The sequence below is a fragment of the Streptomyces sp. NPDC043746 genome, from assembly GCF_056436485.1.
In genome coordinates, this window is the sequence record NZ_JBWKCM010000040.1 from 14,509 (window position 1) to 41,401 (window position 26,893).

Here is a 26,893-nt window from a genome sequence, read left to right on the forward strand (position 1 = left end):
TGTTCGCCCGGACGGACTCAGATGCCGACCTTGATGCGCGAGAAGCGCTTCAGGGTGACACCGGCCTCGTCCAGGACCTTCTGGACGGACTTCTTAGCGTCCAGCGCGTACGGCTGGCCGAGGAGGGTGGCCTCCTTGAAGAAGCCGTTGACGCGACCCTCGACGATCTTCGGGAGGGCGGCCTCGGGCTTGCCCTCGGCGCGCGTGGTCTCCTCGGCGACGCGGCGCTCGGCCTCGACGACCTCGGCCGGGACGTCCTCGCGGGAGAGGTACTTCGGGGCGAAGGCGGCGATGTGCTGGGCGATGCCCTTGGCCAGCTCGGCGTCGGCCTTGTCCAGCTCGACCAGGACACCGATCTGCGGGGGCAGGTCGGGCATGGTGCGGTGCATGTAGACGGAGACGAAGGCGCCGGTGAACTGCGCGAAGCGGTCCAGGACGATCTTCTCGCCGAGGTTGGCGTTGGCCTCGTCCACGTACGCCTGGACGGTCTTGCCGGGCTCGATCTCGGAGGCGAGGAGCGCGGCGATGTCGGCCGGGGAGGTGGCGGCGACGTGCGCGGCCAGCGCGTTGGCGACGGCCTGGAACTTGTCGCCCTTGGCGACGAAGTCCGTCTCGCACTTCAGCTCGAGGAGGACGCCGGAGGTCTGGTCCTCGGAGATGAGGGAGACGACGGCACCGTTCTCGGCCGAGCGGCCCTCGCGCTTGGCGACGCCCTTCTGGCCCTTGATACGGAGCGCCTCGACGGCCTTGTCGACGTTGCCGTCGGCCTCGTCGAGGGCCTTCTTGCAGTCCATCATGCCGGCGCCGGTGAGCTCGCGGAGCTTCTTGACGTCAGCGGCGGTGTAGTTCGCCATGAGTCTGTATGTCTCTCTCGAAGTCTGGAAGATCTACGGGTGAACGGCGGGGGCGGCGCTCGTGGCACCGGCCCCCGCCGTCAGCAGCCGTGACGGGTGTCAGGCCTGCTCGGCGTCCGCGGCCGGAGCCTCGGCCTCGGCAGCGGCCTCGGCCGGCTTCTCGGCGTCGGCGACCTTCTCGGTCTCGGCGGAGGACTGGACCTCGGCGACGGCCGCGGTCTCGTCCTTCTTGTCGCCCTCGAGCAGGTCGCGCTCCCACTCGGCGAGCGGCTCGCCGGCGGCCTTCTCGCCCGGCTTCGAGTCACCGGTGGCGGCACCGGAGCGGGCGATGAGGCCCTCGGCGACGGCGTCGGCGATCACGCGGGTGAGCAGGGTGACGGAACGGATCGCGTCGTCGTTGCCCGGGATCTTGTAGTCGACCTCGTCGGGGTCGCAGTTGGTGTCGAGGATCGCGACGACCGGGATGTGGAGCTTGCGCGCCTCACCGACGGCGATGTGCTCCTTCTTGGTGTCGACGATCCAGACGGCGCTGGGCACCTTCTGCATCTCGCGGATACCACCGAGGGTCTTCTCCAGCTTGGCCTTCTCGCGCGAGAGGACCAGGAGCTCCTTCTTGGTGAGGCCGGAGGCGGCCACGTCCTCGAAGTCGATGAGCTCCAGCTCCTTCAGGCGCTGGAGGCGCTTGTAGACGGTGGAGAAGTTGGTGAGCATGCCACCGAGCCAACGCTGGTTGACGTACGGCATGCCGACGCGCGTCGCCTGCTCGGCGATGGCCTCCTGGGCCTGCTTCTTCGTACCCACGAACATGATGGAGCCGCCGTGGGCGACGGTCTCCTTGACGAACTCGTAGGCGCGGTCGATGTACGACAGCGACTGGAGCAGGTCGATGATGTAGATGCCGTTGCGCTCGGTGAAGATGAAGCGCTTCATCTTCGGGTTCCAGCGACGGGTCTGGTGACCGAAGTGGACGCCGCTTTCCAGCAGCTCCCGCATCGTGACGACGGCCATGGCCGTACTCCTTGAGGTACTCGGTTATCGCGACCGCAGGTTTGCGTTCGCGCCTGACGCCCCGACGCGCCGTGCCACGAGGGACCGAGGAGCGCGGCCACCGTCCGCTGAGAGGGCGGTGGCGGGGCGTGCGAAGTCGACCCGGTGACCCGGATCGCCGTAAGAAGTGTACGGGACCCGCCGGGTGCCGGATGACGACGATGCCCCTGGGCGGGCGGGCCCGGTGTCCACGGCGGGCGGGCCCGGTGTCCACGGCGGATGCGCTCGGTGACCACGGGCGAGTGGCGGAGATGTCCACAATCGGCGAGTGGTCCACAGGCGCGGCCCGTGATCCCCGGAATCCCTGCCTCCGGGAGAGCGTGGACGCATGAGCTTTCCGCCCCCGCCGCTGCCGGGCCGCCGTGCCCCGGACCGCCGCACTCCGAGCCGCCATGCCCCTGCCCGCCGCTCCTGTCCGCCTCCGGTCCGCGCCGCGCTGCCGGTGGTGGCGGCGACGGTGCTGGCGACGGCGGCGGTGCTGGTGGCCGCTCTGCCGCCGCCCTCGGCCGCCGTACGGCTCCTGCCCGCTGTACGGGCAGGGGAGCCGCCGTCCCCGTCGGTCCGTACGGGCGGGCCGGTCTGGCCGCTGGCCGGGAGGCCCGCGGTGGTACGGGGGTGGGAGCCGCCCGCCGGTCCGTACGGGCCCGGGCACCGCGGCGTCGACCTGGCGGCCCGGGCGGGCGACACGGTGGTGGCCGCCGCCACCGGCCGGGTCTCGTTCGCGGGGCGGGTGGCGGGGCGCGGGGTCCTGGTCGTCGAGCTGGCCGGGAGCGGGGCGCCGCCGCTGCGCACGACGTACGAGCCGGTGCGGGCGCTCGTGGCGAAGGGGGACGAGGTCGTCGCGGGGCGGCCGGTGGGACTGCTGGAGGCGGGGCCGTTCCACTGCCCCGAAGGCTGTCTGCACTGGGGGCTGCGGCGGGGCGAGGCCTACCTGAACCCGCTCTCGCTGCTACGGCGCGGCCCGTCACGGCTGCTGCCGGTGTTCACGGTGCCCGAGCCGTGAGGGGCCGATCGCGTACGTCGGTGGGGCCTCGGTCGTGTACGGCGGTCGGGCCCCGCTCGCCCACGAAGGCGGGACTCGGTCGCGACGTCGGCGGGGTCAGCCCCGTACGCCGCGCAGGATCATGGCTACGGCGGTGTCCGCGATGACGCCGGGCTCCTCCGCCACGCTCAGCTCGATACGGCGCACGGCAGCGTCCACCGAGCCCTGGAGGAGCATCGCGGCGAGCCTGGGCTGCGTGTGGCCGAGGTCCCCGAGCGCTTCGACGATCATGGCGATCAGGCCGCCGTGCGCGGCCCGGATCTTCTCCCGGGCGCCCGCGTCCAGCTCGCTCGCGGAGATCGCGACGACCGCCCGGTGGCGGCGGTCCCCGACGAGGTCGAGCTGTCGGCGCACATACGCCTCGATCTTCGCCTCGGGGGTCTCGGCGCGCTCCATCGCGTTCTCCACCTCGGCCGCCCAAAGGGGGAAGTCGACGGCGCACAGCTCCTCGACGACGGCCGCGCGGGAGCGGAAGTACTCGTACACGGAGGACCGGGCGAGGCCCGTACGCTCGGCGAGTGCGGGGAAGGTCAGCGCCTCCGTACCGCCCTCGGACAGCAGGGAGCGCGCGGCGTCCAGGAGGGCGCCGCGCTGCATGGTCCGGTGCTCGGCCACGGAGGCCGCTCGAATCCTGGGCACGTATCCACTCTACGGCGGCGGCTGCCGGAGGGAAGGGCCCAGTCTCCGCCCGGGTGGCCGGAGGACGGGGCGTCAGCGTCCGGCATCGGCCAGTTTCGCCCGGAGCTGGAGCACGGATTTGGTGTGGATCTGGCTCACCCTGCTCTCCGTGACGCCGAGGACGTTGCCGATCTCCGCGAGGGTCAGGCCCTCGTAGTAGTAGAGGGTCACCACGGTCTTCTCCCGGTCGGGAAGCGTGTTGATGGCGCGGGCGAGCAGCCGTCTCAGCTCCCGGTCCTCGGCCACCTCCACCGGATTGTCGGCAGCGGTGTCCTCCAGGGTGTCCATCAGGGTGAGCCGCTCGCCGCCGTCGCCGCCGACCTGGAGCATCTCCTCCAGGGCGACGACGTTGGCCAGTGACAACTGGCTGAAAACCGCGTGCAGTTCCTCCAGGGTGACACCCATCTCTGCGGCGACCTCGGCCTCGGAGGGGGTGCGCCGCAACTGCGCCTCCAGCGTGGCGTAGGCGCGCTCCACGTTGCGCGCCTTCTGCCGCACCGAGCGGGGGATCCAGTCGAGCGCCCGCAGTTCGTCGATCATCGCGCCACGGATCCTGGTGATGGCGTATGTCTCGAACTTGATGGCCCGCTCGATGTCGAACTTCTCGATGGCGTCGATCAGTCCGAAGACCCCGGAGGAGACGAAGTCGGCCTGCTCAATGCTGGACGGCAGCCCCACGCTCACCCGGCCCGCGACGTACTTGACGAGCGGCGAGTAGTGCAGGATCAGCTGCTCCCGCAGCCGCTCGTCGCCGGTGGCCTTGTACGAGCGCCACAGTTCGTCGAGCGATGAGGGGGCGGGAGGGCGCACAGGGCCACGCGCAACCGGTGGTACTGCCGCGCGGTCAGACCCGGAGGTGTGCTGGGGCATGTGGTGCCTTGAGCCGTTCTGCCGTGAAGTGCTGGGGACTTCTGTCTGGGGCGGAATCCTTGTGAGCGTAGCGTGACTATGGTGTCGCAGTCCGCACAGGAGGGGTGATCCGTGCCGCGTGATCGTGTTCCGCCTGTCATACCGCCCGCACCTGCCGGGAGCCGGGGCCCTCGCCGTGGGCGACGGCCCCCGACAGGTCACCGATCGATCGTGCGAGGTCATCGGCCTTACCTTTTCACCCGAATGCTCCAGGTCAAGAACCGCCTCGCCGTACGGCGCCGTCGCAGGGGGACTGACGCGTCAACCGCCATCCGTCGCCCTCCCGTTCGACGAACCCCAGTGAGTGCAGTTCGTACAGCCGCCCGAGCGTTTCGTCGGCCGAGACGCCCGCTCCACGGGCGAGGTCACGGGGACCGATCAGGCCGTGGTACGGGAAGGCCTCGAGGACCTTCGCCGCCATCGGGTCCAGCCGGTCCCGGGGCAGCACCGGGCCGCGGCGGTCGGGGGCGAGGTCACCGATCTCCCCGATCAGCTCGGCCACTTCGGACGCCTCGGTGACCAGCACCCCTTCACCGCGCAGCAGTTCATGGACACCGGCCGACAGTCCGCTGGTGGCGGGGCCCGGCACGCCCATCACGAACCGGCCGAGCCGCTGCGCCTGCCGGGCGGTGACGAGGGAACCGCTGCGGTACTCGGCCTCCACCACGACCGTCCCCCTGGTCAGCGCGGCGATCACCCGGTTGCGCAGGACGAACCTGGCCCGGGTGGGATGGCCACCCGGCGGCAACTCCGCTACCACCAGCCCCTGTTGGGCCACCCGGCCGATCAACTCGGCGTGGCCCCGCGGATAGGGGACGTCGACCCCGCAGGCCAGCACCGCCGCCGTCGCGCCGCCCACCGCCAGGACACCTCGGTGGGCCGCCCCGTCCACGCCGAAGGCCGCGCCCGACACCACCACCCAGCCGCGCTCCGCGAGCCCGGCGCCGAGCGTAGCCGCCATGTGCGCTCCGTACGGGGTGCAGGCACGCGCTCCGACCACGGCCACCGAGCGCAGGGCCCACAGCCGCAGGTCCGGCCCGCCCCGCACCCAGAGCGCGACGGGCCGGGCGTCCCCCAGGTCGTCCAGCTGGCTCGGCCACTCCCGGTCCCCCGGGCAGACGAGGCGCCCGCCGAGAGCGGCCACCGCCGCCAGGTCCCGCGCGGGGTCGGCCGCCGCCGCACGGAGCCGGTAGCCCTCCAGCCGTACGGCGGTCATCCCGGGCAGCCTCTCCGCGGAGCCGTCCGCGGCGCGGAGCACCCGCAACAGCTCGACGGCCCCCACCCGCCGCAACCACGCCCCGGCCCGCTCGTCCCCCGGCTCCACGACCCGCGTCAACGCGGCCCGCGCAAGCCGCTCGGCCTCCGCACCGGGCTCCGGCACGACCCCGGCGCCCCGCCGCTCCCGGTTCGCGCCGGCCTCCGGCCCCTCACCGCTCCCGCCCGCCTCCGGGCGGCCGGTGGCCGGACCTCGGCCATCCGGTGGCCCCCCTGCCTCCCGGCTCACCCCTCGTCCCGCATCCGGGCGGTCGGCTCCCCCTGCCCCGGGTCTCCCTACCAGCCCCGGCTGTTCCCACAGCTCGGGCTCCCGCCGCTCCGGCTCCACCCCCCTCACAGCGCCCCCGCTCCCATCGGCGCCCCGCGCTGGATGCCCGTCCGCAGCTCCAGGGCCACCGCCATGTCCCGGGCCTCCGGTCGGGGCGCGCCCCGGAGGTCGGCGACCGTCCAGGCGACCCGCAGCACCCGGTCCAGGCCCCGGGCCGTGAGGAGGCCGCGCTCCAGGTCGCGTTCGGCGGCGGCCAGGGCCCCCGGGGCCGTGAGCAGGCGGGTGCGCAGCTCGTGGCCGGGGACCTCGCTGTTGGTCGACCACGGCGTCCCCGCCAGCCGCTCGGCCGCCCGGGCCCTGGCCTCCCGCACCCGCGCCGCCACCACGGCGGTCGGCTCGCCCCGGCCGCCCTGCGTCAGCAGATCCGCGCGGTCGACCGGCTCCACCTCGACCCGCAGGTCCACCCGGTCGAGCAGGGGCCCGGAGAGGCGGGCCTGGTAGCGGCGGACCACCGAGGGCGGGCACTCGCAACCCGCGCCCGTGAGAGTGTGCCGGCCACAGGGGCACGGGTTGGCGGCCAGCACCATCAGGAACCGGGCCGGCAGCCGCACCACCCCCGCCGCCCGTGCCACCACCACATGGCCCGACTCCAGCGGCTGGCGCAGCGCGTCCAGGGATTTTCCGGAGAATTCGGGCGCCTCGTCCAGGAAGAGGACGCCCCGGTGCGCCAGCGAGACCGCTCCGGGCCTCGGCATCCCGTTGCCCCCGCCCACCAGCGACTGCATCGTCGCCGAGTGGTGCGGGGCGCAGTAGGGGGCCCGGGAGACGAGCGGTTCACCCGGGGGAAGGATGCCCGCCACGGAGTGGACCGCCGTCACTTCGAGGGATTCCTGCCGCGTGAGCGGCGGCAGGACCGCCGGGAGCCGCTCCGCCAGCATGGTCTTGCCCGCCCCCGGCGGGCCGGAGAAGAGCAGGTGGTGCCCCCCGGCCGCCGCCACCTCCAGGGCCTTGCGGGGGCGCGGCTGGCCCGCCACGTCCGCCAGGTCCGGGGTGTGCCCCTCGCCCCGCGCCGAGGCCGGAGCGAGACCGGCACCGAGCCCGGTGCCCGGGACCATGAGTCCGGCGAGCATCGCGTCGGGGCGCCCCCGGGGGTCGGCGGGCTCGTCGGGGACCGGCTCGTCGCCGAGGACGGCCATGAGCTGGCGCAGGCTCCGTACGCCGAGGACCGAGACGCCCGGCACCAGGGCGGCCTCCCCAGCCGTCTGCTCGGGGACGACGACCTGCTGGTACCCGGCCTCGGCAGCCGCCAGGACGGCGGGCAGCACCCCCCGTACGGGGCGGACCCGGCCGTCGAGCCCCAGCTCCCCGATCATCACCACGTCCGCGATGGCGGCGGGGTCGAGCCGCTCCGCGGCCCCGAGGACCGCACACGCCACAGCGAGGTCGAAACCCGAACCGCTCTTGGGCACCGAGGCCGGGGAGAGCCCCACCGTGAGCTTCTTCTGCGGCCACTCGGCCCCGGAGTTCGTCACCGCGGCCCGCACCCGGTCCCGGCTCTCGATCAGGCTCTTGTCCGGCAGTCCGACCAGCGTGAAGGCCGCCACCCCGGGCTCCAGGTCCGCCTGGACCTCCACCACCACGCCCTCGACGCCCACCAGCGCCACGGAACACGCCCGTGCGTACCCCATCAGGCCACCCCCCGTGCGTGCTCGGTGACCGGGGCGCCGCGCCGGGGCACGATCACCCCGACCAGGTCGATCCGGACCCCGCCGACCGGTGGTCCGCCGTGCCTCTCCAGCCAGATCCCCGCGAGCCGCCGCAGCCGGTCCGCCTTGACCGGGGTGACCGCGGCCATGGGATGCTCGAACCGGCCCGATCTGCGGGTCTTCACCTCGCAGAGGACCAGTGCGTCGCCGTCCCTGGCGACGATGTCGACCTCTCCGGCGCGACAGCGCCAGTTGCGCTCGATCACGGTCATCCCGGCGTCGGTCAGCAGCCGTGCCGCCAGGTCCTCGCCGTACCGCCCGAGTGCCCCCCGTGCGTTCATCTCTCCACCACCTCCGGGACCGACTCTGGCCCGGCCGCCGGAAAGTTGTGGATCTTGGTGGAAAACTCTTGCCATGGGGAAAACCCGGTCACCCACAGGGGTGACCGGGTCTCCGCGTCGTGTACGCGGCGCCCGTGCGTCGGGCCCCGCGCGGGTCAGCCTCCCGGAAGCTCCAGATCGCTCTTGTTCAGCTCTTCGATGTTGACGTCCTTGAAGGTCAGCACGCGGACCTGTTTCACGAACCTCGCGGGCCGGTACATGTCCCAGACCCAGGCGTCCGCCATGGACACCTCGAAGAAGACCTCGCCCTGGACGGAGTGCACCTGCATCTCGTAATCGTTGGTGAGGTAGAAGCGCCGTTCGGTCTCGATCACATATTTGAACAGACCGACGACATCGCGGTACTCCCGGTAGAGCTTCAGCTCCATCTCGGTCTCGTACTTCTCGAGGTCCTCGGCGCTCATGGCATGTTTCCCCTTCAGCCGTGCGTCCCCCCATTGTGCGTCAGCCTCCGACGTCCCCGGACGATCAGACGATCTCGGCGGCGAGGAGCAACGGAACACGCGGGGGACCCTCGTCGAGGAGCGTTCTCAGCAGCTCGGCGAGTCTGGTCGGGTACACCGTCTCACGCGCCGAGAGAAGTTCGGCGGAAGTCCACCACCTCAGCCCCGCGACGCTGCGCAGTTCCAGCTCGGTGAGGCCCTGCGGGGCGGTGGCGGTCTGTGCCGTACGGGCCAGGAAGTACCACTCGTCCTGGTCCCAGCGGCGTCCGTCGAACGGAAAGGAGCAGGTCCGCTTCCAGAGCACCGGCCCCAGCTCGACGTGGGTGATCCCGGTCTCCTCGGCCAGCTCGCGGCGGGCGGCCTCCTCGTGGGTCTCGTCGCCCTCCAGGCCTCCGCCGGGCGTGAACCACCAGTCGTCGTCGGGGTCGGCCGGCTCATGGCCGTGGAGCAGGAGAATGCGGTCGTCGGGGTCCAGGAGCACCACCCGGGCCACCCTGCGCGCCCCGGCGGTCACCGGGAGGCTCCGGAGGCCCGCCTGCGGGCCGAGCGGGCCGCCACAGGCCCGTACGCCGCTCCGCCGAGGATGAGCACCATGCCCACCACGGCGGCCCCCACCTGGAGCGGGAGCGGGCCGTCGGCGGAGATTCCGCCGGGCAGCGCGGCAAAGGCGGCGGGGCGGCCGATCATGCCGTTCATCGGCCAGGCGACCGCGTCGACCCTGCCCTGGACGGCGCTCAGGGGTACCGAGCCCTGCCCCGGGTCGTCCAGGTGGACCCGGGAGTCCAGGGAGGTGGACCGCTCGTCGCCGAGCAGGAAGATCTGGCCCTCGGGCACCTCGGCGGAGAAGTCCTGCGGCGAGGCGGGCGCCGGTCTGCCGTCGGCGGCGCGGCGCCGGTCCAGATACGGCTCGTCGACGGGCGTCCCGCCGACGGTGAGCCGTCCCTTCTCGTCGCAGCAGGCCACCGTGTCCCCGCCGATACCGACCACGCGCTTCACCATCGGGGTGTCGCCCCAGACGCGGTCGGTGAAGACCACCACGTCACCGCGGCGGACGTCGTCACCCGATATCCGCTCCGCGAGCACCCGGTCCCCGGCGTTCACCGTGGGGGACATGGAGTCGGTGGGGACGGCGTACGGCTTGTAGACCACCGCCGCCCAGAGGAAGCCGCCGAGGAAGAGTACGCAGCCGACGGCCACGGCCAGACCCGACACCATGGCGCCGGTCCGGCCGCGGCCGGCCTCGTCACGTTTCGTACCGCTCATCCCAGCGCTCCCCCATCGGAGATCGACTATCGCTGATCCGAGTCGGCACCCTACCCGGCGGTACGCCGGACGGTCAGCCTCCTGCGCCGCCACAGCACCAGGGGCACGGCTCCGGCCAGGCCCAGTGCGGCCGGGGCCATGGCGGCGGCCGCGTTCAGTGCGGGCTGGTCGAAGGTGTCGGGGACGGGCAGGGTCCCCCAGCGGCCGATGGGCCAGGCGACGACGATCGCGCGGCCGACGACCTCGTCGTTGGAGACGGTGCCCTGGCCGGGAAGCTCCTGGTGGTAGCGGGAGTCCAGGGAGTTCTGCCGGTGGTCGCCCATGACGAAGATCCGGCCCTCCTCGACCTTGATCGGGCCGAAGGGCCTGTCGTTGCAGGGGGTGTTCCCCGGGAAGATGAACGACTTCTCGTCGAGCACCTTGCCGTTGACCGTGACCGGTCCGTTCTCCTTGCACTCCACGGTGTCGCCGCCGACCGCGATGACCCGCTTGATCAGGTCCTTCTCCTCGGAGGAGGGCATCAGACCGATGAAGCTGAGGAACTTCTGCGCCACATTGGGCTCGGGGGTGGCGGTGTCCTCCAGCCAGCCGCCCGGGTCGTGGAAGACCACGACCTCGCCGCGCTCCGGCTCCGCGCCGAACCAGGGGGTCAGCTTGTCGACCAGCACCCGGTCGCCCCTTTGCAGGGTGTTCTGCATCGAGTCCGAGGGGATCGAGAACGCCTGGATCAGGAAGGTCTTGATCAACAGCGCCAGGACCAGGGCGATGACGATGAGCAGCGGCAGCTCCACCCAGAAGGAGCGCTGCTTCTTGGGAGGCCTGCCGTCCCCCCTCGACGCACCGCCGTCGTCGCCCGGCACTCCGCCGTCGTCGCCGGGCGCACCGCCCTCACCGCCCGGTGGGACCGCCGGGCCGCCTGCGGGAGACTCTTCGCGCCCCGGCCGGTCCTCGGGCTCGTCGCGTCCGGATCGTGCGCCGACCGCCAAATCCCCCACATCCACTCCTCAGTACGTGCCACTGCCCGCGCCCCAACCGGCGCAGGCCCACCACTCCCATAACGAGCGGGAGTTCCGCAGGGGTCGGGAGCCGGACCATTCCGTCTCGATCTGAAGGGGCAACTCTATGCGACGGCCCCGGAATGGCTGCCTCCGTTCCGTCCGCCGGCCTCGGCGCCACTGCTCCTGACCCGCTCGCCCGTGCCACCGCGGCGAAGGTCTCACGCTCTTCGAGCGTGGTCCAGTTGGCGAGCGGCCAGGCGATCACGACGGCCCGCCCCACCACCTCGGCCTCGGAGACCGTGCCCCGGTCGGGCTCGTCGAGGTGGAAGCGGGAGTCGGCGGAGTTGGACCGGTGGTCGCCCAGCACGAAGAGGCGCCCGGGCGGGACCTCCACCTCGAACTCCACGGTCGAGGGGCGGTCGTCCGGGTGCAGGTAGGGCTCGGTGAGCGGTACGCCGTTGACGGTGACCCGACCGTCCTCGCCGCAGCACTTCACGGTGTCACCGCCGACCGCCACCACGCGTTTGATCAGGTCCTGCTCGTCGTCGGAGGGCAGCAGCCCGATGAACTTCAGGGCCGCGGTGACCTGCTTGACACCGACCGGCGGGTCTTCCTTCTCCTCGGTGCCCTCCTGCTGGAGCCAGCCGCCGGGGTCCTTGAAGACGACGACGTCCCCGCGCTGCGGCCTCGACCCGAACAGCGGGGTCAGCTTGTCCACCAGAACGCGGTCGCCGATCTTGATGGTCTGCTCCATCGACCCGGACGGGATCACGAACGCCTGGACCAGGAAGGTCTTCAGGACCAGCGCGATCAGCACCGCCATCACGATGAGGACCGGTATCTCCTTCACCGCGGACCTGCGGCGCTTGCGCCGGACCTTCCTGGCGAGCCTGCGGCGCTCGGCCCGGGTCGGCAGCGACCGGGGCCCGGTGGGCCGGCTCCCGGTCGGCAGGGAGGCGTGGGGGTCCGGGGCGCCGCGGGGGCGCCCGCGGTTACCCATGCGCCCCGCCGGGCTCCCGTACGCCGTCGAAGGCGCCGGTGCCGTCGAGGCCGCCGATCCGGGCGGGCGGCCAGCCCAGCCAGTCCACCCGGCCGATCACCCGCTCGACGGGGACCATTCCTCCGCCGGGCGAGCCCAGGCGGTCGCGGGAGTCGCTGGAGCGGCTGCGGTGGTCGCCCAGCATCCAGAGCGTGCCGGGGGGGACGACGATGTCGAACGGCGCCTTCGAGGCGGTGTCCCCGGGGTGGAGGTACGTCGTCTCGTCCACCGGCGCTCCGTTCACCGTGAGTCTTTCCCGCGCGTCGCAGCAGACGACCCGGTCGCCGCCCACGCCCACCACACGCTTCACGAAGTCGGTGTCGGCGGGTTCCGCCAGGCCGAGCGAGGCCGCCGCCCCCCGGGCCAGGGCGGCCACCGGATCGGCGTCCGGGTCCTCCCGTACGAAGGAGCCCGTTCCGTCGAAGACCACGACGTCCCCGCGCTCGGGCTCGGCGCCGAAGCGGTACGCCAGCTTGTTGACGAGCACCCGGTCCCCCACCCGCAGCGTGGGCTCCATCGAGCCGCTGGGGATCAGGAAGGGTTGGACCACGAAGGCGCTGAACAGCAGCAGCCCGGCCACGCCCGCCACCCCCACGAGGAGAACGCGCCGCCGCCAGGGCCGTACGCGGGCGAAAGCCCCCCGAAGACGCGGGAAGCGCGACCGCTCCTCGGACCCGGTGCGGGGTTCCGAGGAGCGATCGCGCTCCGAGTGCTCTGCTTGGCTGTCCATCGCCGCCGAATCCTATCCGGCCGCGCTGTGGACACCAGCGGTGCCTCAGTTGTCGCGCTTCTCCTTGATCTTCGCGGCCTTGCCGCGCAGCTCACGGAGGAAGTACAGCTTGGCGCGACGGACGTCACCGCGGCTGACCAGCTCGATCTTCTCGAAGATCGGGCTGTGCACCGGGAAGGTGCGCTCGACTCCGACGCTGAAGGAGACCTTGCGGACCGTGAAGGTCTCGGAGACGCCCGAGCCCTGGCGGCGGATGACGACGCCCTTGAACTGCTGGATACGGGAGCGGTTGCCCTCGATCACGCGCACGTGGACGTTGACGGTGTCACCCGGGCGGAACGCCGGGACGTCCGAGCGGAGGGTGGCGGCGTTGACGCCATCGAGCAGGGAAGACATGAGTTCTGCTTTCTTCGCCGATGCCACAGGTCATCGACGGGATATCGAGAGGAGTGAAGGAGTGCTGATCGCGTCGGGCGGGCGGCTTTCCCCCTGTGGCAGGGGCGCACGCCGGACGTACAGCAGCGGCCTATTCTTCCACGGCCGGTGGCCTGCGCCAAAATCGGCCACCGGGCTCCGGCGCGAAGCCCAGGATGGAGAGGATCTCGCGGTCCTTCTTGTCGAAGGCGCCCGCCTCGCAGCGCTCGATCAGATCGGGCCGGTTGAGGGCGGTCCGGGCGAAGGCCTGGTCCCGCCGCCAGCGGGCGATCTTCCCGTGGTGACCGCTGAGCAGGACGTCCGGGATGGACCGGCCGCGCCACTCGGGCGGCTTGGTGTAGACGGGGCCCTCCAGGAGGTTGGCCATGGCTCCGGGGGCGAAGGAGTCGTCGCGGTGGGACTCGGCGTTGCCGAGGACGCCGGGCAGCAGCCGGGCCACGGCCTCCGTGATGACCAGGACGGCCGCTTCCCCGCCGGCCAGCACATAGTCACCGATGGAGACCTCGACGACGGGGACGCGGGTGGCGTACTCGTCGATCACCCGGCGGTCGATGCCCTCGTACCGGGCCGGGGTGAAGACCAGCCAGGGCTGCGCGGACAACTCCACGGCCAGCTCCTGGGTGAACGGGCGGCCACTGGGTGTGGGCACCACGAGGACCGGGGAGTGCGCGCCGGACTCGTAGCCGTCGGCCAGCGCCTCGTCCAGCGCCTCCCCCCAGGGCTCGGTCTTCATGACCATGCCGGGGCCGCCGCCGTAGGGGGTGTCGTCGACCGTGTTGTGCCGGTCGTACGTCCACTCCCGCAGATCGTGGACGTGGACGTCCAGCACCCCGCGGGCGCGGGCCTTGCCGACCAGGGAGACGTTCAGCGGGTCCAGGTACTCGGGGAAGATCGTGACGACGTCGAGCCGCATCAGGAGCCGTCGCCCTTCGGCGTCCCGCCGGGCTCCCCGGCCACCGCGTCCGCGTCGCGGTCGGCCGCCTCCGCGTCGCGCGAGGAGGCCACCACGGCCTCGCTCTCGTCGATCAGGCCGGGCGGCGGGGTGATGACCGCGCGCTGCTCCTCCAGGTCGATCTCGGTGACGATCTCCTCCACGAAGGGGATCATCACCTCGCTGCCGTCGGGGCGCTCCACGATGAACAGGTCCTGCGAGGGCAGGTGGGAGATCTCGGTGATCCGGCCGATCTCCGTGCCGTCGGCGAGGACGACGTCCAGGTCGATCAGCTGGTGGTCGTAGAACTCGTCCTCGTCCTCCGGCAGCTCCGCCGGGTCCACGTCGGCGATCAGCAAGGTGTTGCGGAGCGCCTCGGCGCCCGTCCGGTCGTGCACGCCCTCGAAGCGCAGCAGCAGCCTGCCGCTGTGGACCCGGCCGGACGCGACCGTCAGCGGACCCGTCGCCGCCGGTTCGGTGGCCAGGACGGCACCGGGGCCGAGCCTCAGCTCCGGCTCGTCCGTTCGTACCTCGACGGTGACCTCGCCCTTGATGCCGTGGGCGCGGCCGATCCGCGCGACTACCAACTGCACGCTGTTCTCCGAATTGATGGGGTACGGAAACGGTGGCGCCCCGGTGGCCGACGACGGAGGCCGGGGACCGACAAAGGCCGGGGACGGCTCGAAAGCCCTCCCCGGCCCTGGCCGGTGTTCAACTGCGGTCAGCGGACCTGGTCCACATCGACGAGGTCGACGCGGATGCCACGGCCGCCGATGGCGCCCACGACGGTCCGCAGGGCGCGGGCGGTGCGGCCGTTGCGGCCGATCACCTTGCCGAGGTCGTCGGGGTGGACCCGGACCTCCAGCACGCGCCCGCGGCGCAGGGTGCGCGAGGCCACCTGCACGTCGTCGGGGTTGTCGACGATGCCCTTCACGAGGTGCTCGAGAGCCTCCTCGAGCATGCTCAGGCCTCGGTCGACTCGGTGGACGCGGCAGCGTCAGCAGCCTCGTCCGCCTTCTTGTCGGACTTCTTGGCCTTGGGGGTGATGGCCTCGCCCTTGGCCTCGTCGCCGTCCGCGGACAGCGCCTCGAACAGGGCACGCTTGTCAGCCTTGGGCTCCGGCTGCAGCAGCGGCGCGGGGGCCGGGAGGCCCTTGTGGGCCTGCCAGTCACCGGTGAGCTTCAGGATCGCGAGGACCGGCTCGGTCGGCTGGGCGCCGACGGACAGCCAGTACTGCGCGCGCTCCGAGTTGACCTCGATGCGGGAGGGGTTCTGCACCGGGTGGTACAGGCCGATCTCCTCGATGGCCCGGCCGTCACGGCGGGTACGGGAGTCGGCGACGACGATGCGGTAGTGAGGCGAACGGATCTTGCCCAGACGCTTCAGCTTGATCTTGACTGCCACGGAAGTGGTGTCTCCTGGTCTCTGACGTGGTTGGGCACAACAAAGATGCCACGTGGGGTTGCGGTACTCGGAGTGCCCGATGGACGCGTCAGCCGGAGGAGAGAGGGGTCCTGTGCGACTGTCGAGTACAGCTAGCCATTGTGCCACACCACTTCACCTCACCCCACCGCGACCGCCGCTTCGGGGATCCGGAACGGCTTGCCGCAGCCACCGCAGACGATCGGCGCCTGGGCCAGGACCGAGGGGACGACACGGACGTTGCGTCCGCAGTCGCAGACGGCCTTGACCCGGACCCCGCCCCCGGAGGAGCCGTGCCGAGCCGCAGGGCCCCGGAAGGAGCGCTTGGTGTCGGCGGCGGTGGCGACCGTGTGCGCCTTGAGGGCGCGCTGCAGCCGTTCGGTGGTCGGGCGGTACCGGCGCTTGGCTTCGGGATTCAGCGTGACCAGCGAGAATCCGCTGCTGGGGTGGGGCTCCTCGGCATGGTCGAGGCCCAGCTCCTCGGCGATCGCGAGGAAGCGTCTGTTGTGGTAGCGGCCGGCGCGTGAGGTGTCACGGACTCCTCTCGCGGCGGCGATGCCGTGGACTGCCTCGTGGAGCAGTCGCTCGAAGGAGAGCTCGGCGCCACAGGCGGACGAGGACTCTCCGATCAGGGACTCGGGCGCGGCTAGATCGGGCAGCTCGGGGTGGTGCCGCTGAATGTCGGCCCACGCCTGTGCCAGCTCTGCGGCAAGTACAGGTGGTGTCGTGCTCACGTCGTGACAACGAGTCCGAGTGCCGTGGTGTTCCTATTCCGGGGCATCCCAAATAATTTGCACGTACCAGTCAGTTGCTCGTGATGTGCCCTGGATGCGTCCGGAGGCGGGCGGGTGCGCCGAACTGCGGAGAAGCCACACAGCTCGCACCAAGGTGGTGCACAGCGCGCGGTGCGCCCGGCGTACGGGGTGTGCGGTGCGCCGGCGCCCGTCGCCACTTACCGGGCCGCCTGTGAGGGTACCCGGCCGACCGTTCGACGTGCCCGGTGCCCGGTGTCGGGTCAGACTGGTCCGACAGAGGCGCACGACCGGGGTACGCAATCAGTGCCCCACAACCCCTGGACGGAACGGCCGATGCGCAGTTCCCTGACATACGGGGGGTGCGGGACATACGCACACGGGGGCCGTCCACTCGGGCAAGATCGAACCTCTTGGCGGATTGGGGCGCTTTCCATGACACCAACGCTCGTCCGGAACCTCCGGGACGCGGATACCTCCGCGCCGGCGGACGCCGGTACCCGTGCCCGCGACTGGGCCGAGATCCAGGAACGCATGCTGGCACCGCTCTACGAGGCGGTGTACGACCGGCTCGAAGTCGGGGCCGCCACCCGGATGCTGTCGCTCGGCTGTGGCTCCGGGCTCGCCCTGCTGATCGCGGCGGCCCGGGGGGCGCAGGTCACGGGCGTGGACTCCGACCGGGAGCGGCTGGCTCTGGCGCGCGCCCGGCTGCTGCCCGGGGAGGGCGCGGAAGGTGCGCCCGCGCACCGGGCCCGGCTGCACGAGAACGGACTCCCCGCGGGCGCCGGCGCGGAGGGGGCACCGTACGACCTGATCACCGTGTTCGAGCCGATCGGCTGTGCGGCCGGTGACTCGGAGGGGCTGGCGCCCGCGCTGGAGGCGGCGCTGCCGCTGGCGGCCCGGGGCGCGACGGTGGTCCTGACCGGCTGGGGCCCGCCGGAGCGGTGTGCCACGGCCCCGGTGCTGCGGGTGGCGGCCCGGCTGACGGAGTCCGCGCGTCCGCCCCGGCCGGGCGGGTGGCGGCCGACGCTCCGGGACGATCTGGAGGACGTGGCCGCGCGGACGGGGCTGAAGCCGGACGGTTCGGGGCGGGTCTCCTGCCCGTTCGGGTACGCGGACCAGGAGAGCGCGGTGCGCGGGCTGCTGTCGACCGGGCTCTTCGACGCCGCCGTACGGGCCACCGACCGCTCCCAGGTGGAGAAGGAGGTGGCGGAGGCGCTGCATCCGTACCGGCGACCGGACGGCACGGTGTGGATGCCGAACGTCTTCCGTTACCTGGTCTGCACGACGTGACCCGAGGCAAGCCGTACGCGATGACCTGAAGGACGCCGTACGCGCGTCAGGGGCGCCCTCTCCCAAGGGGCGCCCCTCACGCATGCCTGCTGTCGTCGCTCAGCCCATGAACTTCTTGAACTCGTCCGGCAGCTCGAAGTTCTTGTCGCCCTGGGCCGGCAGCCCGAACGCTCCGCCCTGGGCGGCGGCCTGCTCGCGGCGCTCCGCGGCGGCGGCCTCCTCGGCCTTGCGCTTCATCGGGTTACCGCTCTTGCGCTTGCCCTTGGCCTGCTTGACCTGCTTCTTCTGTCGGCCGGGACCGCCACCCATGCCGGGCATGCCGGGCATCCCGGGCATGCCGCCGCCCTGGGCCATCTTCGACATCATCTTGCGGGCCTCGAAGAAGCGCTCCACCAGGCTCTTGACGGCGGAGACCTCGACGCCCGAACCCTTGGCGATGCGGGCCCGGCGCGAGCCGTTGATGATCGTCGGCTCGGCGCGCTCCTTGGGCGTCATCGACTTGATGATCGCGGCGGTGCGGTCGATGTCGCGCTCGTCGATGTTGTTGATCTGGTCCTTGATCTGCCCCATGCCGGGCAGCATCCCGAGCAGCTTGGAGATGGAGCCCATCTTGCGGACCTGCTCCATCTGGGCCAGGAAGTCGTCGAGGGTGAAGTCCTTCCCGCCCTTGCTCGACTGGAGCTTCGAGGCCATTTTGGCGGCCTCTTCCTGGCTGAAGGTCTTCTCCGCCTGCTCGATCAGGGTGAGCAGGTCACCCATGTCGAGGATGCGGGAGGCCATCCGGTCCGGGTGGAACGCGTCGAAGTCCTCCAGCTTCTCGCCGTTCGACGCGAACATGATCTGCTTGCCCGTGACATGGGCGATCGACAGGGCCGCACCACCGCGGGCGTCACCGTCGAGCTTGGAGAGGACCACGCCGTCGAAGCCCACGCCGTCGCGGAAGGCCTCGGCGGTGTTGACCGCGTCCTGACCGATCATCGCGTCGACGACGAAGAGGATCTCGTCGGGGCTGACGGCGTCCCGGATGTCCGCGGCCTGCCGCATCAGCTCCTGGTCGATACCGAGGCGGCCGGCGGTGTCGACGATGACGATGTCGTGGACCTTGGCCCGGGCGAACTCGATGGAGTCCTTGGCGACCTGGACCGGGTCACCGACGCCGTTGCCCGGCTCGGGGGCGTAGACCGCGACCCCGGCGCGCTCGGCGACGACGCTCAGCTGGTTGACGGCGTTGGGGCGCTGGAGGTCGCAGGCGACGAGCAGCGGGGAGTGTCCCTGGCCCTTGAGCCAGAGGCCGAGCTTCCCGGCGAGCGTCGTCTTCCCCGCACCCTGGAGACCGGCCAGCATGATCACGGTGGGCGCGGTCTTGGCGAACCGGAGGCGCCGGGTCTCGCCGCCGAGGATGGCGACGAGCTCCTCGTTGACGATCTTGACGACCTGCTGGGCGGGGTTGAGCGCCTGGGAGACCTCGGCGCCGCGCGCGCGCTCCTTCACGTTGGCGATGAAGGCCCGGACGACGGGGAGGGCGACGTCGGCCTCGAGCAGGGCGATACGGATCTCGCGTGCCGTGGCGTCGATGTCCGCCTCGGACAAGCGGCCCTTGCCCCTGAGGTTCTTGAAAGTCGCGCTAAGGCGGTCGGAGAGAGTATCGAACACGGCGCTCGTCGGTCCTCAGGGTCGGGGGCGGGGCAGGTAAGTCGCCCTCCAGGGTATCCGGCCCCCGGAGAACACCGAGCCCTCGCCCACAACCGGCCGGGCGAGGGGGCGTCGTACGGATCAGCCGAGGGCCTTCTCGACCTCCCGGACGACCTCGGCGGCGCGGAGTGCCGGCAGGGGTTCGCCGTCGGCGCCGGTGACGTAGAAGGCGTCCACGGCGTTGGCGCCGAGGGTGGAGACATGGGCGCTGCGCACCCGTACGGCGCTGGATTCCAGGGCGTTGCCGATCCGGTGCAGCAGCCCCGGGGCGTCCTGGGCGCGGACCTCGATGACGGTGGCCCGGCGGGAGCCCGCCGCGGCGACGGTGACCCGGGGCGGCGGGGCTTTCACCCCACGCCTGCGCGGGTAGGCCGCCTCCCGCTCCGCGAGCCGGGCGCGGATGTCCAGGGAGCCGTCCAGGGCGCGTACGAGGTCGGCGCGGAGCCGGGCGGCCTGCGGGAGGGACCCGTACTCGGCCGCCACGCGCCAGCTGAGCAGCAGCAGGTCCGCGCTCTCCCCCACCTCGTTGGGCAGTTCCACCGCCCGCAGGTCGGCCGCGCGCACGGTGAGCCGGTGCAGGGCGAGGACTCCGGCGGCGGCGGGCAGCACACCGGGCCGGTCGGGCAGGGCGATGAGCAGCTCGACGCCGACGGGTGCCACCTCGCCGTCCCCGGCGGGCTCCTCGGGCCGGGTGTGCAGGGTGAGGACGGGTTCGCCGGTGCGCAGGGCCTCGACGGCGAGGCGTTCGTGCTCGGCGCTGGGCGCTCCCTCCTCCGTCTCCTCGGGGGCCTCCCCCGCGAGGACGGCGGCGACGCGTTTGACCAGGTCGGCCACGAGGGAGGCCCGCCAGGCGGACCAGGCGGCGGGCCCGGTGGCGAGCGCGTCGGCCTCGGTGAGGGCGTGCAGCAGCTCCAGGGTGGAGGCGCTGGAGACGGCGGCGGCCACGGACCGCACGGTGGCGGGGTCGTCCAGGTCGCGCCGGGTCGCTGTCTCGACGAGCAGGAGATGGTGGCGTACGAGGGTGGCGATGACTCCCACGTCGTGCTGGTCGAAGCCGATCCGGGTGGCCATGTCCCGGGCGATGACCTCACCGGCCACCGAGTGGTCGCCGGGCCAGCCCTTGCCGATGTCGTGGAGGAGGGCGGCGACCAGCAGGAGGTCGGGGCGGTGGACGCGGCGGGTGAGGGAGGAGGCCCGGACGGCGGTCTCCACCAGGTGCCGGTCGACGGTCCAGGTGTGGACGGGGTTGCGCTGGGGGCGGCAGTGGACGCGTTCCCAGTCGGGCAGCAGCCGGGTGATGATCCCTTCCGCTTCGAGCGCCTCCCAGACGCCGACGGTGGCCTCCCCCGCGCCGAGCAGGGTGACCAGCTCCTCACGGGCCTCCGGCGGCCAGGGGACCGGCAGCGGCCGGACGGTGGTGGCGAGATGGCGTACGAGGTGGCGGGAGAGCGGCAGACCGGCCTCGGCGGCGGCCGCGGCGGCGCGCAGGGTGAGGACGGGGTCGCGGTCGGGGCGGGCGGCCCGGGCGAGGACCACCTCGCCGTCGGCCTCCACCACACCGTCCGCGAGCGGGGCGCGCTCCGGGGCGGGCTTGGCGGAGACCCGGCCGCCGCTGAGCAGGGCGCGTAGCTTGGGGCGGACCGAGCGGGCGCGCAGCACCCGGTTGACCTCGCGCCAGGTGATGTCGGTGGCGTACGAGACCGTCCGGGCGGCCTCGTACACCTGGCGCAGCAGCGCGTCGGCGTCGAGCAGGCCGAGCGCCCGGGCCACCTGGTCCTGCTCCTGGAGGGCGAGGCGGTCGGTGGCGCGGCCGGTGGTGAGGTGGAGGGCGTCGCGGGCGTCCAGGAGGGTGCGACGGGCCTGGTCGAGCCCTTCACGCGGGGCGTCCGCGACCCAGGAGGCGGCGACGGCGCGCAGGGCGGTGGCGTCGCGGAGGCCGCCGCGGGCCTCCTTGAGGTCGGGTTCCAGGAGGAACTGGAGCTCGCCCGTCCGCTCAGCGCGTTCCTGGCACAGCTCGTGGAGGGCGGGGAGGCGCCTGGGTGCCTGGTTGCGCCAGTCCGCGAGGATCGCGGTGCGCAGGGAGGCGACGAGCCCGAGGTCGCCTGCGACGGGACGGGCGTCCAGCAGCCCGAGCTGCACCTTGAGGTCCTCCCCGGCCGTCTTCCGGGCTTCGCCGGGGGTGCGCACGGAGTGGTCGAGGGCGAGGCCCAGGTCCCAGACCGGGTACCAGACGGCGTCCGCGAGGGCGGCCACGGCGGCCGCGTCGGCGCTGCCGTCGTGGAGCAGGAGCAGGTCGAGGTCGCTGCGGGGGGAGAGTTCGCCGCGTCCGTAGCCGCCGACGGCGACGAGGGCGGCCCCGCGCACCCCGGCGCGGGTCGCGGCGGCCGTGAACAGGCCGGTGAGCCAGTCGTCGGTGAGCCGGGCGAGGGCCGCACGGCGGGGCGGCCCGGACCGCGCCTCCTGCTGGAGGAGGCGCAGCCGGGCCGCCGCGTAGCCGCTGGGTCCCGAGTCTTCGCTGTCGGTGATCGCTTCGGTGCTCGTCACCCAGGTGCCTTCCGTTTGGCGGGGCCTCGGTCAGGGGCGCCCGTCCGGTGTGCGGGGCCGTCGGTCGGGGGGCGTCGGGCCGGGGACCCGGGTCTTGGCCCGGAGGATGTCCCGGCGGCTGCCGGCCCTCGGCCGGAGAGCGTGCGGCCGTGCCTCGGCCCCTGGGGCGCCGTACGCCCCGTCGACCGAGGGCGCCCGTACGGTGCGGGGGCGTCGGGCCGGGCGCCGGAGCCGCGGCCCGCGGCGTCCGGCCCGCTCGCCGAGGCTTCCGGCCCCGGCAAGCGCCTCCGTCAGAGGGCGTCCGGACCGCGTTCGCCGGTGCGGACGCGGACGGCGGTCTCGACCGGGACGCTCCAGACCTTCCCGTCGCCGATCTTGCCGGTCCGGGCGGCCTTGACGACGACCTCGATGAGCTGTTCGGCGTCCTCGTCCTCGACCAGCACCTCGATGCGGATCTTGGGGACCAGGTCGACGGTGTACTCGGCGCCCCGGTAGACCTCGGTGTGGCCGCGCTGGCGGCCGTAACCGCTGGCCTCGGTGACGGTCAGCCCCTGGACGCCGAAGGCCTGGAGGGCCTCCTTGATCTCGTCCAGCCGGTGGGGCTTCACGACCGCGGTGATGAGCTTCATGCGTCCACCTTCTTTGCCTTCGGTGCTGCCGTCGGGTCCGCCGCTGCGGCGGTGGTGCGGGCCGTCGTGCCGCCGCCTGCGCCGCTGAAGTCGTACGCGGTCTCGGCGTGCTCGACCTGGTCGATGCCGGAGATCTCGTCGTCCTCGGAGACCCGCATCCCGATGGTCCGGTGCAGGATCAGGGCGATGAGGCCGGAGACGACGAGAGAGTACGCGAGGACCGCGACGACGCCGACGACCTGCTTGCCGAGCTGTTCGAGGCCGCCGCCGTAGAAGAGGCCCCGGGCGTCGGACTGGACCCCGCCGGTGGCGAAGAAGCCGACCAGGACGGAGCCGATGATGCCGCCGACGAGGTGGACGCCGACGACGTCCAGGGAGTCGTCGTACCCGAACTTGTACTTCAGGCCGACCGCCATGGCGCACAGGACACCGGCGATGGCACCGACCGCGATGGCGCCGAGCGGGGAGACGGAACCCCCCGCCGGGGTGATGGCGACCAGGCCGGAGACCGCGCCGGAGGCGGCGCCGAGGGTGGTGAAGGAGCCGTGGCGCAGCTTCTCGTAGATCAGCCAGCCGAGGACGGCGGCGGCGGTGGCGACCTGGGTGTTGAGGAACATGACCGCGCCGACGCCGTCGTCGTTGCCGAGCCAGGACCCGGCGTTGAAGCCGAACCAGCCGAACCACAGGAGGGCCGCGCCGAGCATGACGAGCGGCAGGCTGTGCGGCCGCATCGGGTCCTTCTTGAAGCCGATGCGCTTGCCGATGACGAAGATCACGCCGAGCGCGGCGGCGCCCGCGTTGATGTGGACCGCCGTACCGCCGGCGAAGTCGATGACGCCCATCTCGAAGAGCCAGCCGCCCGAGCCCCAGACCCAGTGGGCGACGGGGAAGTAGACGACCGTGACCCACAGGACGATGAAGAGCGCCCACGCGGTGAACTTCACGCGGTCGGCGAGCGCACCGCTGATCAGAGCCGGGGTGATCACGGCGAACATCAGCTGGAAGGCGGCGAAGACGTACACCGGGATGGTGGTTTCGTCCCACAGCTCGTTGAGTCCGATGCCGCTCAGACCGACGTAGTCGGAGCTCCAGCCGACGACGGACCCGATGTCGGAGCCGAAGGCGAGGCTGAATCCGTAGAGCACCCACAGGATCGTGACGATCCCGAGGCTGATGAAGCTCATCATCAGCATGTTGAGGGTGCTCTTGACGCGGACCATGCCTCCGTAGAAGAAGGCCAGACCGGGGGTCATGAGCATCACCAGGGCCGAGCAGATGAGCATGAACCCGGTGTTGGCGGCAGACAGCCCGGGGGCGTCTGCGGCAAGCGTCGTGATGCCTGGGGGCATCGGCGTCTCCTCGTCGTCGGAGCGGCCGCGGCGTGCGGGGGAAGGCTGCGGGACCACTGGGAAGGGTGCGGGCCGGTCGGAGGCATCCGGCGGATCATGGCCGGAGACCGCCTGTGGGCCACGAGATTGGCGGAGCGCCGTTTCCGGGGAAGCCGCACGATGTTTCGCGAGCGTGACGAAGAGGTGGTGCGTGTTACGGGGGAATGAATCCCGGGTGGCGAGCCCGGTGCGCTGCCTACCATGCAGCCCATGCCGCGGACGGTGTGGCCGAAACGCCGTTGGATGGACCGAAAGGACCCGTCGTACGCCGCTGTACGCGCCCCGGCCGCCAACCCCCCTCACGCGAACCGGCCGCGGCTCCTCTCCGGGTGACCAGGCGATGGGGGAGCCGAGTCGGGCTGTACGGAGGGGTGCCGCGGCCGGGGCCGTGGTGCCGGGTCAGACCGCTTCGGCGGTCTCCGGCAGCTGTTCGCTGAGCAGATCGGTGAGCCGGGCGACATCCGCGACGTCCCCGAAGTCCCTGGCAGCGGTGTCGACGGTCTTGCGCAGCCGGGTGTTGACCCGCTCGGAGCGGACCTTCTTGGCGATCTTCAGGGCCTGCCCGGCGAGCACGGTGGACTGCTCGGGCTCGCGCTGGAGGAGATGGACGGTGGCCATGCCGATGAGGTTGAGCGCGTAGGAGCGCTGGTGCTCGTCGTCCTCCCCGAACAGCTCGACGGCCTTCGCCATGACCGGCTCGGCGAGCGAGGCGTAGGTGGGGCTGCGGCCGGCGACATAGGCCAGGTCACGGTAGGAGTGGGCGTTCTCCCCGTTGAGTTCGGCCTCGGAGAAGAAGCGGATCCAGTCGGGCTCGGGCTCGCCGTCCAGTCCGGCGTCCAGGAAGGTGTCCTCGGCCATCCGGACGGCCCGCTTGCACTTGCTGGGCTGGCCCATGTTGGCGTACGCGCGGGCCTCCATCGCATACAGCATGGCCTGCGTACGGGAGGTGGCGCAGTCGCGGCTGCCGTACTGGGCCAGATGGATCAGCTCCAGGGCGTCGTCGGGGCGGCCCAGGTGGATCATCTGGCGGCTCATGCTGGAGAGGATGTAGCTGCCGAGCGGCTTGTCCCCGGCCTCCTTGGCGGCGTGCAGGGCGAGCACGAAGTACTTCTGGGCGGTGGGCTGGAGGCCGACGTCGTAACTCATCCAGCCCGCCAGCTCGGCCAGTTCGGCGGCGCAGCGGAAGAGGCGCTTGGAGGCGGGGCCGGGCTGGGGCTCCTGGAGCAGGTCGGTGACCTCGTGCAGCTGGCCGACGACGGCCTTGCGGCGCAGCCCGCCGCCGCACTGGGCGTCCCACTGCCGGAACATCGTGGTGGTCGACTCCAGCAGGTCCAGCTCGGGGCCGGAGAGGCGGGAGGGCCTGCGGGCGGCGGCCTCCGACGCCGATTCGCCCGGGGCCTTGGCCGGGACCGGCACCAGCCACCGCTGCATCGGCTCGATCAGGGAGGGGCCGGCGGCCAGCGCGAGCGAGCTGCCGAGGAAGCCCCGCCGGGCGAGCATCAGATCGCTGCGGGAGAACTCGCTGAGCAGGGCGACGGTCTGCGGGCCCGCCCACGGCAGGTCGACCCCGGCCACCGAGGGTGACTGGCGGGCGGTGCGCAGCCCCAGGTCCTCGACGGCGACGACCGCGCCGAACCGCTCGGAGAACAGCTCGGAGAGGATGCGCGGAATCGGCTCGCGCGGCTGTTCGCCGTCGAGCCAGCGCCGCACCCGGGAGGTGTCGGTGCTGATGTGGTGGGCGCCCATCTGCCGCGCCCGCCGGTTGACCTGGCGGGCCAGCTCGCCCTTGGACCAGCCGCTGCGCACGAACCACGACCCCAACTGCGCGTTGGGGCGCTTGCCGCTCCCGGCCTCCGCTTCGCCTGCGCCGCCGCCGCTCACTGGAACGCCCCCATCACGCTGAATCCTCCCCGCCGAACCTCATCGCGCGAACCGACTGTCAAAATTCTGTGCACCCATCAGAATGCCGTGCATCGCCGCCGCTCGTACGGGAGTTGCACGTCGTCGAACAGGAAACCGGGTTGCCTGGGGCATACCCGTGGCTGCACATTCTCCCAGGCTTCGTGTACCGACGGTAATCCTACGATCACCCCTCCCGCGAGGGGGATTGCGGAAACGCCACCATTCGCCACCCCTTCGAATGAACCCGACTGCCGCTCGGCACGCTTGACTTGAGCCATCACGACCGATGGCGAGCGTACGGAAGCACCCGGGGGCGCACGCACCGCGCCGCACCACCTGGCGCACCACGGCGCACACCACTCGATCGAGTTGCGGCGTCGGAGCGAACCCGAGCGCTCCGGGTCGTCACCGCCGAGTCGTAACCACCGATGAGTCGGACCCGTTGGAGGGGGCATGGGCTTCACGATCGGCGGCATCCGTGAGAAACGTTCCGGCGTACGGCGGCGCGGCCGCGGCGCCGAGGCCACCGCGGTGGCCGAGTACACCGGGCTCTGGGGCTGGACCGTGGTGCCGGGCACCCGCGCCCGGGACGGCGCCTGCTCCTGCGGGCAGCGGGCCTGCCCCTCCCCCGGCGCCCACCCGCTGGGCTTCGCCCGGGAGGTCCCGGCGGGCACCGGCGTCGAGGCGGCGGCGGACGCCTGGGGCGAGACCCCGGGCGCCTCGATGCTGCTGCCGGTGGGCCGCGCCTTCGACGTGCTGGACGTGGCGGAGCAGGCCGGGCGGCGGGCGCTGGTGCGGCTGGAGCGCATGGGACTGCCACTGGGCCCGGTGGCGGTGACGCCGACCGGCCGGGCGCAGTTCCTCGTCGCGCCCGGAGCCGCCGCCGAACTGCCCGGCCTGCTCTACCGCATGGGCTGGGACGACGCGGACCTGGACCTGCGGGCGCTGGGGCCGGGCACGCACATCACCGCCCCGCCGTCCGACCTCGGCGGCCTCGGCCCGGTCCGCTGGCTGCGGCCCCCGGTACTGGACACCGCCGCCGCTCCCCCGCAGGCGCGGCTGCTGCTGGGGACGCTGGCGTACAGCTGCCACCGCTCCTAGCGGCCGGCGGCCCGCGGGAACGACGGACGGGCGGCTGGCGGCGCACGGAAACGGGGGGGGGGGGGGGGGGGGGGGGGGGGGGGGGGGGGGGGGGGGGAGGGGGGGGGGGGGGGGGGGGGGGGGGGGGGGGGGGGGTGTGTGGGGGGAGGGG

At 72.4% G+C, this 26,893-nt stretch carries 27 protein-coding genes; 3 read left to right on the top strand and 24 right to left on the bottom strand.

Annotated features, from left to right (window positions below; genetic code table 11):
- Window positions 1-17: 17 nt before the first annotated feature.
- Window positions 18-854: a translation elongation factor Ts gene (gene tsf / locus AC0682_RS29070; protein ID WP_254811581.1), complete on the bottom strand. Its 837-nt coding sequence runs from the start codon at window positions 852-854 to the stop codon at window positions 18-20.
- 99 nt (window positions 855-953) lie between these two features.
- Window positions 954-1,862 carry a 30S ribosomal protein S2 gene (gene rpsB / locus AC0682_RS29075; RefSeq protein WP_478536148.1) on the bottom strand — a complete coding sequence of 303 codons (909 nt, stop codon included), beginning with the start codon at window positions 1,860-1,862 and terminating at the stop codon, window positions 954-956.
- Window positions 1,863-2,229: 367 nt separating this feature from the next.
- Here rpsB and AC0682_RS29080 point away from each other — a divergent pair, with 367 nt between their 5' ends.
- On the top strand, window positions 2,230-2,904 hold the full coding sequence (locus AC0682_RS29080) for a murein hydrolase activator EnvC family protein (protein WP_478536149.1): 675 nt from the start codon (window positions 2,230-2,232) through the stop codon (window positions 2,902-2,904).
- Window positions 2,905-3,000: 96 nt separating this feature from the next.
- On the opposite strand, the gene AC0682_RS29085 is transcribed toward AC0682_RS29080, so the two are convergent.
- The 17 genes from AC0682_RS29085 to AC0682_RS29165 form a co-directional block, all read right to left on the bottom strand.
- Window positions 3,001-3,558, bottom strand: coding sequence for a TetR/AcrR family transcriptional regulator (locus AC0682_RS29085; protein ID WP_254813182.1), 558 nt, complete (start codon window positions 3,556-3,558; stop codon window positions 3,001-3,003).
- A 96-nt stretch (window positions 3,559-3,654) separates the two neighbouring features.
- Window positions 3,655-4,491 (bottom strand): RNA polymerase sigma factor WhiG, encoded by an 837-nt coding sequence (gene whiG, locus AC0682_RS29090; RefSeq protein WP_254811583.1) that lies wholly within the window; start codon window positions 4,489-4,491, stop codon window positions 3,655-3,657.
- 253 nt (window positions 4,492-4,744) lie between these two features.
- On the bottom strand, window positions 4,745-5,911 hold the full coding sequence (gene dprA / locus AC0682_RS29095) for a DNA-processing protein DprA (protein WP_478536151.1): 1,167 nt from the start codon (window positions 5,909-5,911) through the stop codon (window positions 4,745-4,747).
- Window positions 5,912-6,138: 227 nt separating this feature from the next.
- Window positions 6,139-7,761, bottom strand: coding sequence for a YifB family Mg chelatase-like AAA ATPase (locus AC0682_RS29100; RefSeq protein WP_478536152.1), 1,623 nt, complete (start codon window positions 7,759-7,761; stop codon window positions 6,139-6,141).
- A complete protein-coding gene (locus AC0682_RS29105; RefSeq protein WP_478536153.1) occupies window positions 7,761-8,120 on the bottom strand; it encodes a YraN family protein in 360 nt (119 codons plus the stop codon). The genes AC0682_RS29100 and AC0682_RS29105 overlap by 1 nt, the downstream gene beginning before the upstream one ends.
- A gap of 155 nt (window positions 8,121-8,275) precedes the next feature.
- Window positions 8,276-8,584, bottom strand: coding sequence for a DUF2469 domain-containing protein (locus tag AC0682_RS29110; RefSeq protein ID WP_003965949.1), 309 nt, complete (start codon window positions 8,582-8,584; stop codon window positions 8,276-8,278).
- A gap of 64 nt (window positions 8,585-8,648) precedes the next feature.
- Complete coding sequence (locus AC0682_RS29115) at window positions 8,649-9,137, bottom strand: NUDIX hydrolase (protein WP_478536155.1); 489 nt, start codon at window positions 9,135-9,137, stop codon at window positions 8,649-8,651.
- The gene (lepB, locus tag AC0682_RS29120; protein WP_478536156.1) at window positions 9,134-9,886 is read right to left on the bottom strand and encodes a signal peptidase I; all 753 of its coding nucleotides are present in this window, start codon (window positions 9,884-9,886) and stop codon (window positions 9,134-9,136) included. Before lepB (AC0682_RS29120) ends, AC0682_RS29115 begins: the two co-directional genes overlap by 4 nt.
- A 50-nt stretch (window positions 9,887-9,936) precedes the next feature.
- Window positions 9,937-10,872 (bottom strand): signal peptidase I, encoded by a 936-nt coding sequence (gene lepB, locus AC0682_RS29125; protein ID WP_478536164.1) that lies wholly within the window; start codon window positions 10,870-10,872, stop codon window positions 9,937-9,939.
- Window positions 10,775-11,884, bottom strand: coding sequence for a signal peptidase I (gene lepB / locus AC0682_RS29130; RefSeq protein ID WP_478536158.1), 1,110 nt, complete (start codon window positions 11,882-11,884; stop codon window positions 10,775-10,777). The genes lepB (AC0682_RS29125) and lepB (AC0682_RS29130) overlap by 98 nt, the downstream gene beginning before the upstream one ends.
- Window positions 11,877-12,653 carry a signal peptidase I gene (gene lepB, locus AC0682_RS29135; protein ID WP_478536159.1) on the bottom strand — a complete coding sequence of 259 codons (777 nt, stop codon included), beginning with the start codon at window positions 12,651-12,653 and terminating at the stop codon, window positions 11,877-11,879. Before lepB (AC0682_RS29135) ends, lepB (AC0682_RS29130) begins: the two co-directional genes overlap by 8 nt.
- 45 nt (window positions 12,654-12,698) lie before the next feature.
- Window positions 12,699-13,049: a 50S ribosomal protein L19 gene (gene rplS, locus AC0682_RS29140; RefSeq protein ID WP_018509630.1), complete on the bottom strand. Its 351-nt coding sequence runs from the start codon at window positions 13,047-13,049 to the stop codon at window positions 12,699-12,701.
- A 130-nt stretch (window positions 13,050-13,179) separates the two neighbouring features.
- The gene (gene trmD / locus AC0682_RS29145) at window positions 13,180-14,001 is read right to left on the bottom strand and encodes a tRNA (guanosine(37)-N1)-methyltransferase TrmD (RefSeq protein WP_254811586.1); all 822 of its coding nucleotides are present in this window, start codon (window positions 13,999-14,001) and stop codon (window positions 13,180-13,182) included.
- On the bottom strand, window positions 14,001-14,612 hold the full coding sequence (rimM, locus tag AC0682_RS29150) for a ribosome maturation factor RimM (protein WP_254811587.1): 612 nt from the start codon (window positions 14,610-14,612) through the stop codon (window positions 14,001-14,003). Before rimM ends, trmD begins: the two co-directional genes overlap by 1 nt.
- Before the next feature lie 128 nt (window positions 14,613-14,740).
- Window positions 14,741-14,980 (bottom strand): RNA-binding protein, encoded by a 240-nt coding sequence (locus AC0682_RS29155; protein ID WP_003980229.1) that lies wholly within the window; start codon window positions 14,978-14,980, stop codon window positions 14,741-14,743.
- Window positions 14,981-14,982: 2 nt separating this feature from the next.
- Window positions 14,983-15,423 carry a 30S ribosomal protein S16 gene (gene rpsP, locus AC0682_RS29160; protein ID WP_018488710.1) on the bottom strand — a complete coding sequence of 147 codons (441 nt, stop codon included), beginning with the start codon at window positions 15,421-15,423 and terminating at the stop codon, window positions 14,983-14,985.
- Window positions 15,424-15,581: 158 nt separating this feature from the next.
- Window positions 15,582-16,175, bottom strand: coding sequence for a hypothetical protein (locus AC0682_RS29165; RefSeq protein ID WP_096626346.1), 594 nt, complete (start codon window positions 16,173-16,175; stop codon window positions 15,582-15,584).
- A 453-nt stretch (window positions 16,176-16,628) separates the two neighbouring features.
- Between AC0682_RS29165 and AC0682_RS29170 the strand changes: the two genes are divergently transcribed.
- Complete coding sequence (locus AC0682_RS29170) at window positions 16,629-17,486, top strand: methyltransferase domain-containing protein (RefSeq protein ID WP_254811588.1); 858 nt, start codon at window positions 16,629-16,631, stop codon at window positions 17,484-17,486.
- A gap of 99 nt (window positions 17,487-17,585) precedes the next feature.
- Here AC0682_RS29170 and ffh read toward each other — a convergent pair whose 3' ends face one another.
- The 5 genes from ffh to nsdA all read right to left on the bottom strand — a co-directional run bounded on the left by ffh (window position 17,586) and on the right by nsdA (window position 25,620).
- Window positions 17,586-19,139, bottom strand: a complete 1,554-nt coding sequence (ffh, locus tag AC0682_RS29175; protein WP_028419469.1) for a signal recognition particle protein — start codon at window positions 19,137-19,139, stop codon at window positions 17,586-17,588.
- A gap of 120 nt (window positions 19,140-19,259) precedes the next feature.
- A complete protein-coding gene (locus AC0682_RS29180; RefSeq protein ID WP_478536161.1) occupies window positions 19,260-21,722 on the bottom strand; it encodes a [protein-PII] uridylyltransferase in 2,463 nt (820 codons plus the stop codon).
- 290 nt (window positions 21,723-22,012) lie between these two features.
- The gene (locus AC0682_RS29185) at window positions 22,013-22,351 is read right to left on the bottom strand and encodes a P-II family nitrogen regulator (protein ID WP_003965965.1); all 339 of its coding nucleotides are present in this window, start codon (window positions 22,349-22,351) and stop codon (window positions 22,013-22,015) included.
- A complete protein-coding gene (locus AC0682_RS29190) occupies window positions 22,348-23,700 on the bottom strand; it encodes an ammonium transporter (RefSeq protein WP_254811590.1) in 1,353 nt (450 codons plus the stop codon). The genes AC0682_RS29185 and AC0682_RS29190 overlap by 4 nt, the downstream gene beginning before the upstream one ends.
- A gap of 438 nt (window positions 23,701-24,138) precedes the next feature.
- Window positions 24,139-25,620: a transcriptional repressor NsdA gene (nsdA, locus tag AC0682_RS29195; protein ID WP_254811591.1), complete on the bottom strand. Its 1,482-nt coding sequence runs from the start codon at window positions 25,618-25,620 to the stop codon at window positions 24,139-24,141.
- Between the two features lie 474 nt (window positions 25,621-26,094).
- Here nsdA and AC0682_RS29200 point away from each other — a divergent pair, with 474 nt between their 5' ends.
- Entirely contained in the window at window positions 26,095-26,742 is a 648-nt protein-coding gene (locus tag AC0682_RS29200; protein WP_478536163.1) for a bifunctional DNA primase/polymerase, read from the top strand.
- Window positions 26,743-26,893: the final 151 nt, after the last annotated feature.

Bases quoted from the DNA above. Each gene is read 5' to 3' on its own strand.
- rpsB (WP_478536148.1), bottom strand. From the start codon at position 1,862: ATGGCCGTCGTCACGATGCGGGAGCTGCTGGAAAGCGGCGTCCACTTC.
- trmD (WP_254811586.1), bottom strand. From the start codon at position 14,001: ATGCGGCTCGACGTCGTCACGATCTTCCCCGAGTACCTGGACCCGCTG.
- rplS (WP_018509630.1), bottom strand. From the start codon at position 13,049: ATGTCTTCCCTGCTCGATGGCGTCAACGCCGCCACCCTCCGCTCGGAC.
- lepB (WP_478536158.1), bottom strand. From the start codon at position 11,884: ATGGGTAACCGCGGGCGCCCCCGCGGCGCCCCGGACCCCCACGCCTCC.
- AC0682_RS29080 (WP_478536149.1), top strand. From the start codon at position 2,230: ATGAGCTTTCCGCCCCCGCCGCTGCCGGGCCGCCGTGCCCCGGACCGC.
- lepB (WP_478536156.1), bottom strand. From the start codon at position 9,886: ATGAGCGGTACGAAACGTGACGAGGCCGGCCGCGGCCGGACCGGCGCC.
- AC0682_RS29100 (WP_478536152.1), bottom strand. From the start codon at position 7,761: ATGGGGTACGCACGGGCGTGTTCCGTGGCGCTGGTGGGCGTCGAGGGC.
- AC0682_RS29110 (WP_003965949.1), bottom strand. From the start codon at position 8,584: ATGAGCGCCGAGGACCTCGAGAAGTACGAGACCGAGATGGAGCTGAAG.
- AC0682_RS29190 (WP_254811590.1), bottom strand. From the start codon at position 23,700: ATGCCCCCAGGCATCACGACGCTTGCCGCAGACGCCCCCGGGCTGTCT.
- AC0682_RS29200 (WP_478536163.1), top strand. From the start codon at position 26,095: ATGGGCTTCACGATCGGCGGCATCCGTGAGAAACGTTCCGGCGTACGG.
- tsf (WP_254811581.1), bottom strand. From the start codon at position 854: ATGGCGAACTACACCGCCGCTGACGTCAAGAAGCTCCGCGAGCTCACC.
- AC0682_RS29105 (WP_478536153.1), bottom strand. From the start codon at position 8,120: ATGAACGCACGGGGGGCACTCGGGCGGTACGGCGAGGACCTGGCGGCA.
- whiG (WP_254811583.1), bottom strand. From the start codon at position 4,491: ATGCCCCAGCACACCTCCGGGTCTGACCGCGCGGCAGTACCACCGGTT.
- AC0682_RS29155 (WP_003980229.1), bottom strand. From the start codon at position 14,980: ATGCTCGAGGAGGCTCTCGAGCACCTCGTGAAGGGCATCGTCGACAAC.
- lepB (WP_478536159.1), bottom strand. From the start codon at position 12,653: ATGGACAGCCAAGCAGAGCACTCGGAGCGCGATCGCTCCTCGGAACCC.
- AC0682_RS29185 (WP_003965965.1), bottom strand. From the start codon at position 22,351: ATGAAGCTCATCACCGCGGTCGTGAAGCCCCACCGGCTGGACGAGATC.
- AC0682_RS29170 (WP_254811588.1), top strand. From the start codon at position 16,629: ATGACACCAACGCTCGTCCGGAACCTCCGGGACGCGGATACCTCCGCG.